This window comes from Aliikangiella aequoris (assembly GCF_053709105.1).
This window is the reverse complement of sequence record NZ_CM132298.1, coordinates 2,461,784-2,477,735: the sequence shown is the minus strand read 5'-3', so window position 1 is coordinate 2,477,735 and position 15,952 is coordinate 2,461,784. Positions and strand designations below refer to the sequence as shown.

The window sequence follows — 15,952 nt, the reverse complement described above, 5'->3', positions numbered from 1 at the left end:
TAGTTACTTTTCTCTTGATCTAAGCCTTCCATTGACTATACTCCAGCGAGTCCCCGGTTGTCCAACTGAGTGCCAAACTTGGGCAAAAAACTCTCGAGTGTAATCTAAGAATAAATAAATAATTGGCAAGCAAATTAACGTTGTCACTGTCGAATAGGCGAGTCCACCAATGACTGCTCTGGCCATTGGAAAATAGGGTGGGCCTCCACCGCCTAGTTGAGTTTCACCGATGCTTAGCGGTAATAATCCAAGAATAGTAGTTAACACGGTCATCAATATAGGTCTTATTCTGTCATTGGCTGCATGTAATACAGCTTGTTTTTTAGCAACCCCTTGCGCGCGGTAATGATTAATTCTGTCAACTAGAACAATGCCATTATTAACTACAACCCCCATTAGCACCAATATGCCTATCAAAGCCATCATGGATAAAGTTGTATCAGTAATAAAGAAATACCAGTAGACACCGACAATCGAATAAATAATCGAGGTAATTACCGAAAGCGGTAACATAAGCGACTCGAAAAGCGCCGCCATGACAATAAAAATCATCACTACGGCTAACAGCATATTGGTGCTCATAATACTAGCGATCTTCTTCTCTCGATCGGTGCTTCTGCCAAATCCCCACTTGTATCCGTTAGGAAGTGGTACATTTTTCATTAACTCATCGGTTCGTTTTCTTATTTCTTCTGCGGTAGTATCTGAGTAATCAATTTTTAACCTAAAAGAGGTTTTGCGATCGTAGCGGGTAATTTGTGGCAGCGAGCGTGCTATTTCAAATTCACTCACCGCATCAAGTCTGACATTCTTACTACCTCCGGGTTTTGGGTTAGGTAGTTCGATAGGAAGCCCTTTTAAATCATTTAAGCTAGCCTGCTTTTGACCGGCGAAAGTTAAGCTAATATCTGTTTCGCCTAAATCCGAACGGAAAGTCTTTAATTGTTGCTTACGCAAAGCAATCGATATTGCCGATGCTACATCACTAGGTGTCAGCTCTAGTTGGCTTAGCTTGACAGGATCGAGCTTTATTTTAACTTCTTGAGTGCCGTTTTTTGTTGCTGGAGTGACCTTTGTGACACCTTCAATGTTTGCCAACAGTGGTAAAACTTGTTGCGAAATTTCGATCAACGTTTGAGTGTCTTCACCATTAATACCAACTGTAAGCGCTTCTTGGCCACCAGAGCGCTGTCGTTCAAAACTTGGTGAGGCAATGGCGAGCTTTGGTAAGTTTTTTTCCACAAATTCGCGGATCTCTTTGTTGGTTTTGGTTCTAGCTTCGTCATCAATCAAAAGTAGCGTTGAACCCGCTTCGCTGTTGGTGTAGTAAGAGTAAACATTTTCGATATCTAAACGTTGTTTATTGGCGTATAAAAAGGCCTCTATTTTATCGACCGCTCTCTCCACTTTTTCTAGTTCATATTGTCCCTCTACATTGTAAGAAATAAAAAGTCTTGAACTTTCTTCATCTGGGAACATATCACTTTCAACAAAACTTGCTGGTACTGCGACCGAACCAAGCATAGCGATCACAAGTAGTCCCGCAACGCCAGGTTTATTCATAAGCCAGGTTAAAAACTTTGAATAGCGGCCATGCTCTTTTATTGTATCTGTGTGACTGATTTCTTTGGTCTTTGACTTTAATTTACTTAAACATAGCGGAATAATAGTTGTGGCAATAAAAAGTGAGGCGGCAAGAGAAATCACAATTGTTGTGGCAACATGACTTAAAAATACAGTGATATCGACTTTCTCGCCAATGATGTTTGGCAGAAAAACAATGCCGGTTGTAATTGTTCCGGCAACAACTGGCGTGCCAACATCTTTCACACCTTTTAAGGTCGCTTCAATTGGATTGTCCGGCATTTGTTGACGATAGCCAAAAATACTTTCACTCACCACAACGGCATTATCTACAAGCATTCCAATTGCCAGCATTAGCCCCATCATAGAAAGTAAATTGATGCTGACGTTGAGAAAGTACATTGCCGCTAAGGTAATTAAAAGTGAGAAGGGCACCGCAAGTGAAACAATTAAAGTTAGTCTCACGTCGCGTAAAAATGCAAACAGTACAACCGATGAAAGCAGAAAACCAATCAGCCCAGATTGAGCAATATCTTTTAATGAACTCACTACGCCATCTGCTTGGTTTTCCATAACAAACAGTTTAATGCCTTCAAAGTCCGGTAAATCTTCAATGCTCTTCATTTCGGCTACAATGGCATCGGCAGTCTCAACCAAATTTGCGTCGGCCTCGCGAGTTATGTTGATTCCTACAGCGTACTTTCTATCTAAATGTCGACCCACTTCAATTTCATCTTTAGCGTAGCTGACTTTAGCAATATCGGATAATTTTAAACCTTGCGAATTGATAACAAAATTGGCTATATCTTGTTGGCTTAAGAATTGATCGTTTATGGTTATTCGTGTTGTTTCGCCCTGGCTTTTAATTTCTCCGGCAGAAGTCAAACTATTTGCACTTTGCAGCTTTCTTAACAATTGATTGGTATCAATGTGATAGGCTGCGATTCTGTCGGGTAGTAATTCTATTTGAAAGGTTTTTGGTGCAACCCCATGTATTTCAACTCGAGAAACGCCAGGAATTCGCTCTAACCTTTGTTTTAACTGACGGTTAAGCACTTGGTAAGAATCACTGAGATCAGTGTCGGCTGATAGCCGAGCTTCAATAATGGGTTGATCGTTGGTACTACCGGTAAAAATAAATACGCGACGAAGGTCATCAGGTAGTTCTGCTTTTATTTGATCAACTTTTTCACGTGCTTCAACGCCTTTAAGCTTTGCATTTATACCCCAGTCAAAAAGCATAAACACTTGCGCCTGATTACGATTACTAAACGACTGCATTTGTTCTACAGAGCCGATGGTTGCCAAAGTCTCCTCGAGTGGTTTAGTAATGTTTTTTTCAATTTCTTCTGGGCTAGAGCCTTGGTAGTTTGCTTGCACGAACACACCCGGAAATTGAACCGTTGGAAAAAACTCCAAAGGTAGTATTCGGCTAGCTGACATTCCCATGACTAATGCACATATAAAAATCATAGAAACGGTGACAGGGCGCTTTAAAGCTAGTTTGGTGAACCACATGATTAAAGCTCCTGATCAAATTTAACGACTTTGCTGTAATCTTTTCTATCAAGTATTTCATACATAATAGGAATTACTATCAAAGTTAAAAGAGTAGAAGCCAATAAGCCGCCAATCACTGTGATGGCCATAGGAGCTCTTATTTCAGTGCCTTCACCTAAACCAAGTGCTAATGGAATCATTCCAAGCGCTGTGGTTAGAGTGGTCATTAATATAGGGCGAAGTCGTGAGCTTGCTGCTTGTCTTATAGCGTCATCTTTATTTGTCCCTGAGTAGCGAAGTTGATTAATCCTATCAATTAATACTATCGCGTTATTTACCACTATTCCCGCTAACATAATAAGACCTAAAAATACCACAACACTGACTTCAGTTTGGGTGATAACCAATGCAAAAATAGCACCGACGGCCGCAAGCGGTACACTCAGCAATATAATAAAAGGGTGTAACAAAGATTCAAACTGAGAAGCCATTACTAAGTACACCATAAACACAGCAAGCGCCAAAGCAAGCAGAAGAGAGTTATAACTGCGTTCCATTTCTTCTCCTTGTCCGCCAAACTGATAGCTGTTGCCGTAAGCAAGACGAGTATCTTTTAATAAGCTTTGTGCTTCTTCGACTGCTTCAGCAATTCCGCCATATAAAATTTGAGCCTCTACTAGAATAACTCGCTGCTGGTCAATGCGCATAATTTCGCTAGGCCCTTGAGTTTCTTTTATTTCAGCTACTGCTTCTAGAGGGACCGGCTTATCAGAAAGCGGGTTAATAATTAATCCTTTAACGTCTGCTAACTCGTCTCTTGCAGAGTCCTCAAGCCTAACCAATACTTCAATTTGCTGTTCGCGTAAACGATATCGAGTCGCTTTGTTTCCTCTAATTGCATTCACGACAGAAGTGTTAGCTTGATCGATTGATAATCCTAATTGAGCCATTTTATTTTGGTCAAATTTAATTTGCGCTTCCGGATAACCCGACTTCATATTGGTATGTAAATCTACAAATCTATCTGACTTTTCAAGTTTAGACTTGATCATCTCGGCACTGCGCTTTAGTGATTCAAGATCGTAGCCATAAACTTCGATACTTAGAGGAGTTGAAAAAGAAAAGAGCTGCGGACGATCAATATCAGCCGTTATATCAACATATTCGTCTTGCAGTATTTTACGGATCTTTGCAAGCATCTCGTTTTCCATTTCCCTACTAATACCTGGGTTTAGTAGCAAGCTAAATTCAGCTTGATTCTCACCTTCTTGCTCAGGATTAGCGGTCAGTTTATTTCCCATGCCTGCAGTGGCAAAAACCTCTTTTACGCCATCAACTTTAAGTAGCCTTTGAGACAGGGCAATGACTTTTTTATCGGTTAATTCTATCGCTGTTCCAGGTTCAAATTGCACCTTTAAGGCAAGCTCTCCCTGCGCCATTTCTGGGAGTACTACTTGAGGCAGACTTTGCGCCAGATAAAGTGCTAGACCAAATAACGAAACTGCAATGGCTAAGCTAATTGATTTTGCTTGGAGCGTATGGTCGAGTAATTTTTTATATAGCACTTCAACTTTGCTATAACCCCATTCAAATAAATCTTTTGCCGGGACAAAAATAAATGAGAGTAGCGTTGACATAAGTTTAACGAATAACTTAATGACTAAAAATATTCCCGCCAATATGAGCACAATGAGCTCTAATGGAAACAGTAAAACTCGAGCAATTAATGAACGTTGCTTTCGCTCTAATAGAGCTTTATTGGCTTTAACTTTTGAGCTGTGAGCTGCCATAGTGGGAATTAGGGTTAGTGCAATTGCCAGCGACACAATTAGAGAAAAAGTAATAGTTAACGCCTGATCTTTAAATAGTTGGCCGGCAATACCTTCTACAAATATAAGTGGTAAAAATACAGCAATGGTTGTTAATGTTGATGCTGTGATTGCTCCAGAAACTTCACTTGCACCTTCTAAAGCGGCTTTAGCATAAGTTAAACCTTGTTCTTTTTTTCTGGCAATATTTTCGAGTACCACAATTGCGTTGTCGACCAGCATGCCAACCGCGAGCGCCAGTCCTCCTAGCGACATAATGTTCATATCGATTTTTGCATAAAACATTAAATTGAAAGTAACGATAACCGATAGCGGAATAGTTGCAGAAATTATAACGGTTGGACCAAACTCGCCTAAAAATAAGAATATAATAATCATTGCCAACAAACCGCCAATAATAGCCGATGTTATTAACTCCGAAATGGCTTGATCAATAAATTCTGAAGAGTCGGTTAATAGCGTTAATTGCATCGAGTCTGGCAAATCTTCACGTAAACCTTTTAGTTCTGCTTTTATTTTTTCTGCGACTTTAACCGTGTTGGCGTCGCCTTCTTTATAAATGGCTATTTCCACCGCTTGTTGTCCATTATGGCGTATGATCGCGGTTGGATCTTTAAACGTAGCTTTAACTTCTGCAACGTCTTTTAGTCGAATAACTTTTTGGTCTTTTGCTACGACAATAGTATTTTTAAAATCTTCTAGTGAGGTGTATTCGTTAAAGGTTCGAACAAGCAATTGTTGATTGCCATTTTTTATTTGGCCGCCGCTTAAGTTAATATTTTGGCTTCTCAATTTATTAGAAATATCAGCAACGGAAAGGTTTAACTGAGCTAGTTGAGACTGTTTTAGCAGTATTTGAATTTCGTCTTCAAGTCCACCGCTGGCCTTGGCAGCGGCTACGCCTTCGGCGGTTTCTAATTTACGGGTTAGCTTTAACTCTGCGTAGCGTCGGAGACTTTTTAAGGTGAGTTCTGGGTTGTCACCGGGCGTAAGCTCTTGGCTTAAGCTCATTCTTATAATTGGCGCATTATTCGGATTAAAACGAAGTAGGGAAGGTGGAGAAACCTCTAGCGGTAATTGAACTTGCTCCATTTTTTCTCGCACATCTAAACTGGCGACGTCGATATTGGTCCCCCAATAGAACTCTAAAAAGATATCAGAGCGGCCGGCTTTAGAGACTGAACGTAGCTGGCGTAGCCCTTTTATTGTTCCTAAAACGCCTTCTAAAGGGCGGCTCACGAGATTTTCTACTTCGGCAGGTGCTGCGCCCTCAAAGTCGGTGCGAACCGTTAAAGTAGGGTAACTTAATTCAGGCAGTAAATTAAACCCTAACCGATTAACCAAAACTAATCCAAAAACCAAAGCAGCTAGAGTAAACATAGCGACAGTTACTGGGCGGCGAATCGCAATAGCAATTAAATTCATAAGGCGTCCTTAAAAACGATGTTGCTTTAGCCGGCGAAAGCCACCGGCAAGTTTTAATTTTATTTGTCAGTTTTTATTAATTGGTAACGACATTAGCAATTTTGCTATTGGCTTTTTTCTCGACCTCTTCAGCAATTTCATCAGTTACAATTTCAACCAGTGTTTCGTGTTTGAGAATTTGTTGTCCAGTGGTAATGACTTTGTCTGATAAAGCTAACCCAGAAGTAATCTCTACTAAACCTTTATGACTAAAACCAACTTCTACTGGAGTTTGAATCGCTTTGTTGTCTCTTACGACAAAAACATGCGAACGGTTATCTTGGGTGATAAGTGCTTGCTGTTGTAAAACCAAGGTATCTTGGTGGGTGTCGAAAACGACTTCAACTTTTCCAAACATGCCTGCTCTTAGTTCTTGTGATTCATTGATTAAAGTTGCGACGACTCTAAAGGTACCTGTATCTGAGTCAATAGAAGGTCTTATTCTTGCTACTTTGCCACGAATAATTTTGCCTTTAAGTGCGTCGACTTGAAGCAATATTTCTTGGTCTTTCTTGATATTAGTGAGTTCTCTTTCGGGTAAATGTAAAACTGCTTGAAGGGTAGATAAATCGACAATTTTAAATAGCAAATCATTTTCTCGGATTAAATTGCCTGTTTTTACATGCCGCTGAGTAATAACACCGTCTATCGGTGCTTTAATCGATGCGTACTGTAATTTTAGTTGTGAAAGTTTAAATTGCGCTTGTTGCGACTGAAATTCAAACTTGGCTCGATCAAGTGAATCTGAGCTACCTAGTTTACGGCTGAAGAGAGTTTGTTGCCGCTGTAATTCTTTCTCTAGCTTGTTTAAAGTCGCTCGCATTTGAGACACCTCTAGTTGTAGCTGTTCTATATCGAGTTGGGCTAATAATTGACCTTTTTTAACTTTGTCGCCTTCTTCAACATAAATTTCTCTTAGTAAGCCTGTCGAGCGGGCTACTATATCAGCGTCATTTTCCGCTTCTAAAGTTGTTATAGTAGAGTAAGTTTGGCGAATGTCGCCTTTTTCGACTTCTACCACTTCAACTGGTACCGGTTGCTTTTCGTCTTTATCTTGTTTTGATTTGTCTTTTTTATCAGTTGCAGATTCACTGCTGGCTTGATCGTCCTTTGGCGTGTCGTTTGAACAGGCGCTAGTCATAACGGTTAACCCTAAGATTAACGAGATTGCTGAAAGCTTTAATAGCCGAGTTGAATTTGATGCTAAAGATTTCATTTTAAATCCTATTGTAAGTTTACTGCCTAAAAGTAAATCCAAAATGTTATTAATTAACTGATTAATTAATAACCTTGTTTGATGCTTAAAAGCAGAATACGTGCCAAAAAACTAAATAATTTTGAGAAACCAATGATATCGGGGTTTACGCCAGATACGTAGTGTATTATATGACTATAACACCTTTCAAATTGTGTGCTATTTGTAACAAGAGGTTTATTTCGCCTAGCCAAACATACTAACTCTTAGTGAATTCCACCAATCTTCCCATCTTAAATCAGCCTGTAGCGGCTTAAATGCGCGGAGTGACCAGTCTAATATTCTATGCATATTCTACGCAAAGCAGGGTGCAATAGATCATTGCCGGTATCTTCTTGGGTGTTTCTTATTGGCTGGCTTTAGCTAATTAAAAATTATGCTTTTATGCTTAAACAATCTCTGTAGGTTAACGATTAACTGGCGCAAACGTCTAAACTTAACGTATCAAGGTTAAGTAGCTATTGACAAAAGTTTCATTTGAACGTATGTTTCAAACGGTTGTTTGAAAATGTTGAGGCGGTAATGAGTAAACTGGCGCAAACTAAAAACAAGATATTAGATGCTGCAGAGCTGCTATTTGCAGAGCACGGCTTTGCTGAGACCAGTTTACGAGTGATTACCACTAGAGCAGAAGTCAACTTAGCTTCGGTTAATTATCACTTTGGTTCTAAAAAGTCTTTAATTGAGGCGGTCTTTGACCGTTTTATGGAAAGTTTTACTAATGACCTAATGACCGAAATGGTTGCATTAGAAAAACACCAAAAAGGGTTTAACGTAGAGCAGGTACTGAATACTTTGGTTAAACCTTTAATTGCTATTGACGAGCTAAGGCCTAACGGCTCGTCGGTATTTATGAAGTTATTAGGCAGAGCGTATGCTGAGACTCAAGGTCATATCAGGCGCTTTGCAATGCAGCGATACTCGCATGTTCTCGCAAGATTTACTCGCTTGCTGCATAAAGCAAGTCCAGAAATAAGCCCAGCAGACATGTTTTGGAGACTGCATTTTATGTTAGGCGCATTTATTTTTACCTTAGCAGGGCACGAAGCGCTGCAAGATATTGCTCGGAGTGATTTTGAGCAAGATATCGATGTAGAACAAATAATCGAAAAGCTGATTCCGTTTTTATCAGCTGGATTTACAAATTCATCACAATATAGCCAGAAAGTTTCTTCAGGAGAAATTTAATTATGATTATACTCACCCAATTATTGGTGTTAATTGGTGTTGTTTGGGCAACCGCTTACATGCGAGCTCGCATGGGATCGGCCTTAATAGCAGCCGGTCTTGCTTTACTCTGTATGAGTTATTTTCAAGAGTTTAAAGTGATTCCATGGGTATTGTATTCAGCTGTCACTCTGTTGTTTTTTGCAGATGATTTACGCAAAGATAAAATTACTCGGCCAATCTTTAATCTCTTTAAGAGCGTGCTTCCACCGATGAACCAAACTGAAAGAGAAGCATTAGAAGCGGGTGATGTTTGGTGGGATGGCGATTTATTTAAAGGCAACCCAAACTGGAACGAAATGCTTAACTATGAAAAGCCCGTTCTCACGGCTGAAGAGCAGAGTTTTGTAGACAATCAAGTAGAAACTGTGTGTGGGATGGTTTCAGATTGGGATGTAAATTTTAAAGATAAAGATCTGCCAAAAGCGGTATGGGAATACCTAAAGAAAGAAGGATTCTGGGGTCTAATTATTCCTAAAGAATTTGGTGGTAAAGGTTTTTCGGCGTTAGCTCACTCAGCAATTGTAACTAAATTATCGACTCGAAGCGGTGTGCTAGGCGTTACAACCATGGTTCCAAATTCTCTTGGGCCTGCAGAATTACTCTTACACTATGGAACTGATGAGCAAAAAAATTATTATTTGCCCCGTTTAGCCAAAGGCGACGAAATTCCATGTTTTGCTTTAACTGCACCTAAAGCCGGCTCAGATGCTGGCGCGATTCCAGATACTGGTATTGTTTGTAAAGGGGAGTTTGAAGGTAAAGAAGTTTTAGGATTACGCCTTAATTGGGATAAGCGTTATATCACTCTTGCTCCGGTAGCAACAGTGCTAGGTTTGGCATTTAAAATGTATGATCCTGACGGATTACTCGGGGACCAAGAAGACATTGGTATCACCGTAGCGCTTATTCCTACTTCTCATCCTGGAGTTGAAACCGGTGATCGACATTATCCAATGGGTCAAGCCTTTATGAATGGTCCTACCCGTGGTAAAGATGTTTTTATCCCATTAGACTGGATTATTGGTGGTCAAGATTATCGCGGAAAAGGTTGGAGAATGTTAGTTGAGTGCTTGAGTGCAGGCCGCGGAGTTTCGTTACCTTCGTCGTCAACCGCGACCGGTAAATTAGCTTATCGAGCGACTGGTGCTTATTCTGTGTTACGGGAACAATTTAAAACAGAAATTGGTAAATTTGAAGGTGTCGAAGAGGCTCTCGCTAGAATTGCGGGCAACACGTATCAACTCGAAGCCACTAGAATTATGACCGCTGGTGCGGTAGATCAGGGAGTTAAACCTTCTGTTGTGTCGGCGATAGCCAAGTATCATATGACCGAAGCTGCGCGCGATATTTTAAAAGACTCTATTGATATTCATGGTGGCCGAGGTGTCATTATGGGAGAAAGAAATTATTTATCTAGCGGTTACATGTCCATGCCCATTAGCATTACGGTAGAAGGCGCTAACATACTAACTCGCAACTTAATGATTTTTGGACAAGGTGCTGTCCGTTGTCATCCATTTGTTTTCCGCGAAATGCAAGCAGCGAGTAACCCTAATGAGCAAGAAGGTATCAATGATTTTGACTCACTATTTTTCCGCCACATAGGCTACGGTTTAAGTAACTTTGTGCGTAGTTTAAGCTTGGGGATAACGGCTGCAAAAATTGTTTCTAAACCTGTAACCGGACCAACAGGTCGTTACTATCAGCAGCTTACAAAGTTAAGTAGTGGGTTGGCTCTCGTGTCTGATCTTTCTATGGCTGTATTGGGTGGAGAGCTAAAACGTAAAGAGCGTTTATCAGCACGACTGGGTGATGTTTTGAGTTATTTATACTTAAGTTCGTGCGTTCTTAAGTATTACGAAGACAGCGGAAGAAAAGAGGCTGACTTGCCTTATGTTCAATGGTGTATAGAAAACAATCTTTACTTGGCTCAACAAGCTTTCAATGGCTTTTTTGAAAACTTTAAACCAAGCTGGTTAGCATCATTGTTGAAGCGGGTTATTTTCCCTTACGGAAATAGCTATAAGAAACCAACAGATAGACTTGATCATAAAATTGTTAAATCAATGTTTAATCAAAATGAATTACGCGACCGATTAACCGATGGTATTTATATTGGTAATGAGCAAGATCCCATTGGGAGAGTCGAGAGTGCGTTTGTTAAGGTTTTAGCTACCAAGGATATTGCTGCAAAAATTAAGCAAGCAATTAAAGAGAATAAATTAGAAGCTTCTCGCGAGACGCATGACACGGTTGCGACAGCGGTTGCTGTGGGGGTTATTTCGCAGCAAGAAGCTGACGATTACCTTGATGCTGAAGCTGCTCGATTAGACGCAATTCAAGTTGACGACTATACTAAGGAATATATAGCGGGGCAGTTTGAAAGTGTGAAAGAAAACTCGGAGCAAGCGGCTTAATATTTTGTCTTGCGAAAGCATTAATAACCATTCAAAGGCTGCCTTTTAAAAGACAGCCTTTTTTTTAGGTAGTTTCGTAGGAAAATAATTCGAATCGATTATTAAGCAGCTGTTTAATAGAATTGCTTGAACTGTTCAGTTGAAATTAATTTAAGCATTCTATACTCTGCAATAGCATTAACATTCCAGTTAACCAAAAACTAAATTAAAAGGTAAAATTATGTCTGCAAATACATTGTTCGATACTGGTGCCAAGCTAAAAGCTGGTAAAGTTATTCTAACTGCACTCGCTTTTAGTGTTACTTTAAGTGGCTGCCAAACCTACGATGCTTACACTCGAGAAGGCAAAACTAGCAGTGCAGTAAAATACGGTGCAATTGGTGCTGCTATATGTGGCATTATCGGTTCACGAGACTCTTCTAAACATGCTAGAAATGCCGCGCTAGGTTGTGGTGTCATTGGAGCGTCTGTCGGCGCATATATGGACTCGCAAGAAAAGAAATTAAGAGAGTCGCTTGATGCTACAGGTGTGTCGGTGCAACGTGAAGGTGATCAAATCCGCTTGATTATGCCGGGTAATATTACTTTTGCGACTAATCAATCGCAAATTCAAGCAGATTTCTACCCTGTTCTTGACTCAGTGGTTACCGTTTTACGAGAGTATGAAGAAACGATTGTAGAGGTTGAGGGACACACTGACTCTACCGGGTCTTGGCAACATAACATGCAATTATCTGAGTCTAGAGCTCAGCAAGTGGCGAATTATTTACGAGAAGGCGGTATTATTTCTCAGCGCTTACTTACTGTGGGTAAAGGGCCGGGTGTGCCTGTGGCAAGCAACGATACTGCCCAGGGGAGAGCTCAAAACCGTCGCGTAGAAATTAGAATAAGAGCCATAAAAGCCTAATTCGCGCTTTACCTTAGTCCTTATAATTAATAAAGCGAGAGCAACTTTGTGCTGCTCTTGCTTTAGTGATAATTGAGAATGGCTTAAATCTTGTGATCTTGATTGCCCTAATTTAGATAACCTGTAAAATGTAGCGATTAAGAATTTATACTCAATTTGGAATTAAGTTTGCAGTCAATTGCTCAACTAGATGAAGCTTTACGATTACAGTATTTAGAGGCACTCAATGTGACTCAATGGGTGCTGCGTGACGAGCCTGATTTTGTTGTTACCGAGCAAGCTTGCGATGAGACTCCAATGGCAAGCGGAGAAGCAACATCTCAGGCTAGCGCAAACCCCGCAAATTCAGCAAAGCGAGAAGCTTCTTCTAGCCAGGTTAATACTCAACCTAGCGATAGTGTTAAACCGGCCGAACCAGCCACGACTCAACAAGTTATTCCTGCGTCTGCGACCACCGCTGAGCCGGCAAATCCCGGTCACACCAAGTTAAAGACAGACAAGCCCACTAGTTTTACCATTTCGCAACACTTTTTAAAGTTGGTGAACTGGTCGCAAAATAAGCAAGCAGATTGTAAAGTACTGATTATTTGTCGGCATCAAACCGATCAGCCAGCGCAAAGCTTTGCCAAAGCATCCGCTCCCAGCCAGTTTATGCAAGATTATTTAACGGCACTGAACGATTTAGTCATGGCAAAAGGGATAGAGTTAAACACCCAGTTAGCGCATTTATCAGAGGCAGGCTTGGGTGCAGACTGTCAAAAAATTGAAACCGTTTTTACCGATCTTAAGCCTCGCTTGGTTTTAATGTTGGGCGATGAAGCGGTTAAGAATACATTAGGTCCTGAGCACAATGTCGCTACAACTCGGAATCAAGTATTATCGCTGTTTGGCGAAGTTCCTATCGTCGTTAGTTACCATCCATATACTTTAATTAAAAACCCTCACCTTAAAAAATCTGCATTTGAAGACTTAGTTTTTATTAGCCAAATGTTAGCGCAATCAGCTGTTTAGCCTAAGTTGCGTTTAACTGATGAATTTGGTGATTGAAAAGTTATCCACGATTGATTGCCAGGCTTTAACTGATTTAGAGCGTCACTCACACCAAAGTGGTTGGAGTGAAGCCAATATCCGTTCAGCTTTAAATAGCCCGCATCAAATTGGTTACGGTGGTTGGCTGGGCGCAAACTTAGTAGGGTATATGGTTGTTATGCCGCAAGCGGCAGACTGGGAGCTTTTAAATATTGTGGTTGCAAAGCAAAACCAACAAACAGGCATAGGCGGCAAGTTAATGGAGTTTTTGATTGAGCGAGCAAGACAAGCAAGCGCTCAACGAATATTATTAGAATTAAGAGCGTCTAACCATGCTGCGCAAAATTTATACAAACGATTTGGCTTTCAAGTGATTGCGACACGCGCCGATTATTACATTCGCGGTGACAGTAAAGAAGACGCAATCATCATGCAGCTAGCTTTATAACGATGAGACAGAAGCGCCATTTGGGTTGAATTAAAATCAGCACGAAGTGAGATTCAATTAAAGATTAAAAGGTTACTCACCATTAACCTAAAGAGCCTGTCGAAGAACTGACCCAAACGCACGGCTAGCATAGCATTTAGTCTTTTCTTTCGACTTTGCAAAGTAGGTTAGGTTTTAAAAATAAGCAGGTTTGGTTTTAAAAAAGTAGGTTTGGTTTTAGAAGTGGGCAGCGATGTGTTCACCAGAGAAGCAGGTTATCTGCCGGCGGATATTTTCTTTAACCTGTAGAAAAAAGCGAGCATTAGCCGTTAGCTGAGCGCGATTTTGTGAGCGCGCTCATTGCCATTTATTGCCATTTAATGAAGACAGGTTCTTTTAGTCAATACTAGAACACAACCAAATCCCTGGGTCAGAAAAGCGAAAAGAAGAACTCAGTGTTTGATTTATTGTACTTAGTTATTTTGCTAGAATAGCGCTCAAATTTTTTAGAGCTTTGATTAAAGGGTTTGCTGGCCGTAGACGGTGGCAAACGTTTTAAAATCAAAGTTTAGAGTTAACTTTATATTTTTTGTACCTATTGTTGTACAAATTGGGAGCATAGATACATGGCAAACGCCGATTTTCTTAGTGAAACCAAAAAGCGAAGAACTTTCGCTATCATCTCGCATCCCGATGCAGGTAAAACGACGATTACCGAGAAATTGCTTCTACTTGGTCAAAAAATTCAAGAAGCGGGTACAGTAAAAGGTAAAAAATCTGGAAAACATGCCACATCAGACTGGATGGAAATGGAAAAAGAGCGGGGGATTTCGGTAACAACCTCGGTTATGCAGTTTCCATTTGGTGGAAAAATCGTCAATTTATTAGACACCCCCGGGCACGAAGACTTTTCTGAAGATACTTACCGAACCTTAACCGCTGTCGACTCGGCGCTTATGGTCATTGATAGTAGTAAAGGGGTTGAAGACCGTACCATAAAATTAATGGAAGTTTGTCGTCTTCGAGATACACCAATCGTTACCTTTATGAATAAGCTAGACCGCGATATTAAAGATCCAATCGAGTTAATGGACGAAGTAGAAGAGGTATTAAATATAAAGTGTTCGCCAATTACCTGGCCAATTGGCATGGGAAAGCAATTTAAAGGTGTCTATCACTTACTAGAAGATAAAACTTATCTCTACGCAACCGGTCAAGGTCACCGAATTCAAGAAGAAGTCATTATTGAAGGCATTAACAACCCTCAACTCGATGAAGCTATTGGCAACATCGCACAAGACTTACGGGATGAGTTGGAGTTAGTACAAGGGGCTAGTCATGAGTTTGATCTAGAGGAGTTTTTGAGTGGCAAATTAACGCCTGTCTTTTTTGGTACTGCTTTGGGGAATTTCGGGGTTACCCAAATGCTGCATGGCTTTGTTAATTGGGCGCCAGAGCCGCTTAGCCGCCAAACTGATGTGCGCGAAGTTAAATCAACCGAAGCTGACTTTTCTGGTTTTGTTTTTAAGATTCAAGCTAATATGGATCCTGCTCATCGTGACCGAATTGCTTTTATGCGAATTGTATCTGGTCAATATACTAAGGGCATGAAAATGAAACATGTGCGCTTAAATCGTGATTTGCAAGTTTCCAATGCCGTGACCTTTTTAGCTGGTAATCGCTCTAATCTTGAGACTGCCTGTGCCGGCGATATTATTGGGTTACACAACCATGGCACCATTCAAATTGGGGATACCTTTACGAGCGGTGAGATTTTTAAATTTGCGGGCATTCCAAATTTCGCACCCGAGCTGTTTAGAAGAGTTAGGCTTAAAGATCCGCTTAAAAATAAAGCGCTACTAAAGGGCTTAATTCAACTCTCAGAAGAGGGGGCTACTCAAGTGTTTCGACCATTAATGTCTAATGATTTAATTCTAGGCGCGGTGGGCGTGCTCCAATTTGACGTAGTGGCACACCGTTTAAAGGAAGAATATAAAGTCAATTGTATATTTGAGCCGGTTTCGGTTAATACTGCCCGTTGGGTAGAATGTAGCGACGAGAAAATGCTCGAACAGTTTAAAAATAAAGCCTCAGAAAACCTCTCTGTCGATGGCGGTGATAATTTAACTTATTTAGCGCCGACTCGAGTTAACCTCAACCTTATGCAAGAGCGCTGGCCGGATATTGAGTTTAAACAAACTCGCGAGCACTAATTTGACAGTTTAAGTGTAAATAGGCAGCAAACAAAAACTTGGGCTAGCGTGTAGATGCGTCTGGGCTAACCCCTATTTGTACGTGAATTTAGATAAA

9 protein-coding genes are annotated in these 15,952 nt (G+C 40.6%); 6 read left to right on the top strand and 3 right to left on the bottom strand.

Annotated elements, in window-relative coordinates; translation table 11 throughout:
• Positions 1-3: 3 nt before the first annotated feature.
• The 3 genes from ACUR5C_RS10660 to ACUR5C_RS10650 form a co-directional block, all read right to left on the bottom strand.
• Positions 4-3,102, bottom strand: coding sequence for an efflux RND transporter permease subunit (locus ACUR5C_RS10660; protein ID WP_454465106.1), 3,099 nt, complete (start codon positions 3,100-3,102; stop codon positions 4-6).
• 2 nt (positions 3,103-3,104) lie between these two features.
• Complete coding sequence (locus ACUR5C_RS10655) at positions 3,105-6,338, bottom strand: efflux RND transporter permease subunit (RefSeq protein ID WP_454465105.1); 3,234 nt, start codon at positions 6,336-6,338, stop codon at positions 3,105-3,107.
• 76 nt (positions 6,339-6,414) lie between these two features.
• The gene (locus tag ACUR5C_RS10650; protein ID WP_454465104.1) at positions 6,415-7,593 is read right to left on the bottom strand and encodes an efflux RND transporter periplasmic adaptor subunit; all 1,179 of its coding nucleotides are present in this window, start codon (positions 7,591-7,593) and stop codon (positions 6,415-6,417) included.
• 561 nt (positions 7,594-8,154) lie between these two features.
• Here ACUR5C_RS10650 and ACUR5C_RS10645 point away from each other — a divergent pair.
• The 6 genes from ACUR5C_RS10645 to prfC all read left to right on the top strand — a co-directional run bounded on the left by ACUR5C_RS10645 (position 8,155) and on the right by prfC (position 15,855).
• Positions 8,155-8,820, top strand: coding sequence for a TetR/AcrR family transcriptional regulator (locus ACUR5C_RS10645; RefSeq protein WP_454465103.1), 666 nt, complete (start codon positions 8,155-8,157; stop codon positions 8,818-8,820).
• 2 nt (positions 8,821-8,822) lie between these two features.
• A complete protein-coding gene (locus ACUR5C_RS10640) occupies positions 8,823-11,279 on the top strand; it encodes an acyl-CoA dehydrogenase (protein WP_454465102.1) in 2,457 nt (818 codons plus the stop codon).
• 220 nt (positions 11,280-11,499) lie between these two features.
• Positions 11,500-12,186 carry a YiaD family glycine zipper/OmpA-like lipoprotein gene (locus ACUR5C_RS10635; protein WP_454465101.1) on the top strand — a complete coding sequence of 229 codons (687 nt, stop codon included), beginning with the start codon at positions 11,500-11,502 and terminating at the stop codon, positions 12,184-12,186.
• 168 nt (positions 12,187-12,354) lie between these two features.
• Entirely contained in the window at positions 12,355-13,197 is an 843-nt protein-coding gene (locus ACUR5C_RS10630) for a hypothetical protein (protein WP_454465100.1), read from the top strand.
• A 19-nt stretch (positions 13,198-13,216) separates the two neighbouring features.
• Positions 13,217-13,663, top strand: coding sequence for a ribosomal protein S18-alanine N-acetyltransferase (rimI, locus tag ACUR5C_RS10625; protein ID WP_454465099.1), 447 nt, complete (start codon positions 13,217-13,219; stop codon positions 13,661-13,663).
• A 605-nt stretch (positions 13,664-14,268) separates the two neighbouring features.
• Positions 14,269-15,855, top strand: a complete 1,587-nt coding sequence (gene prfC / locus ACUR5C_RS10620; protein ID WP_454465098.1) for a peptide chain release factor 3 — start codon at positions 14,269-14,271, stop codon at positions 15,853-15,855.
• The last annotated feature ends 97 nt before the right edge of the window (positions 15,856-15,952 follow it).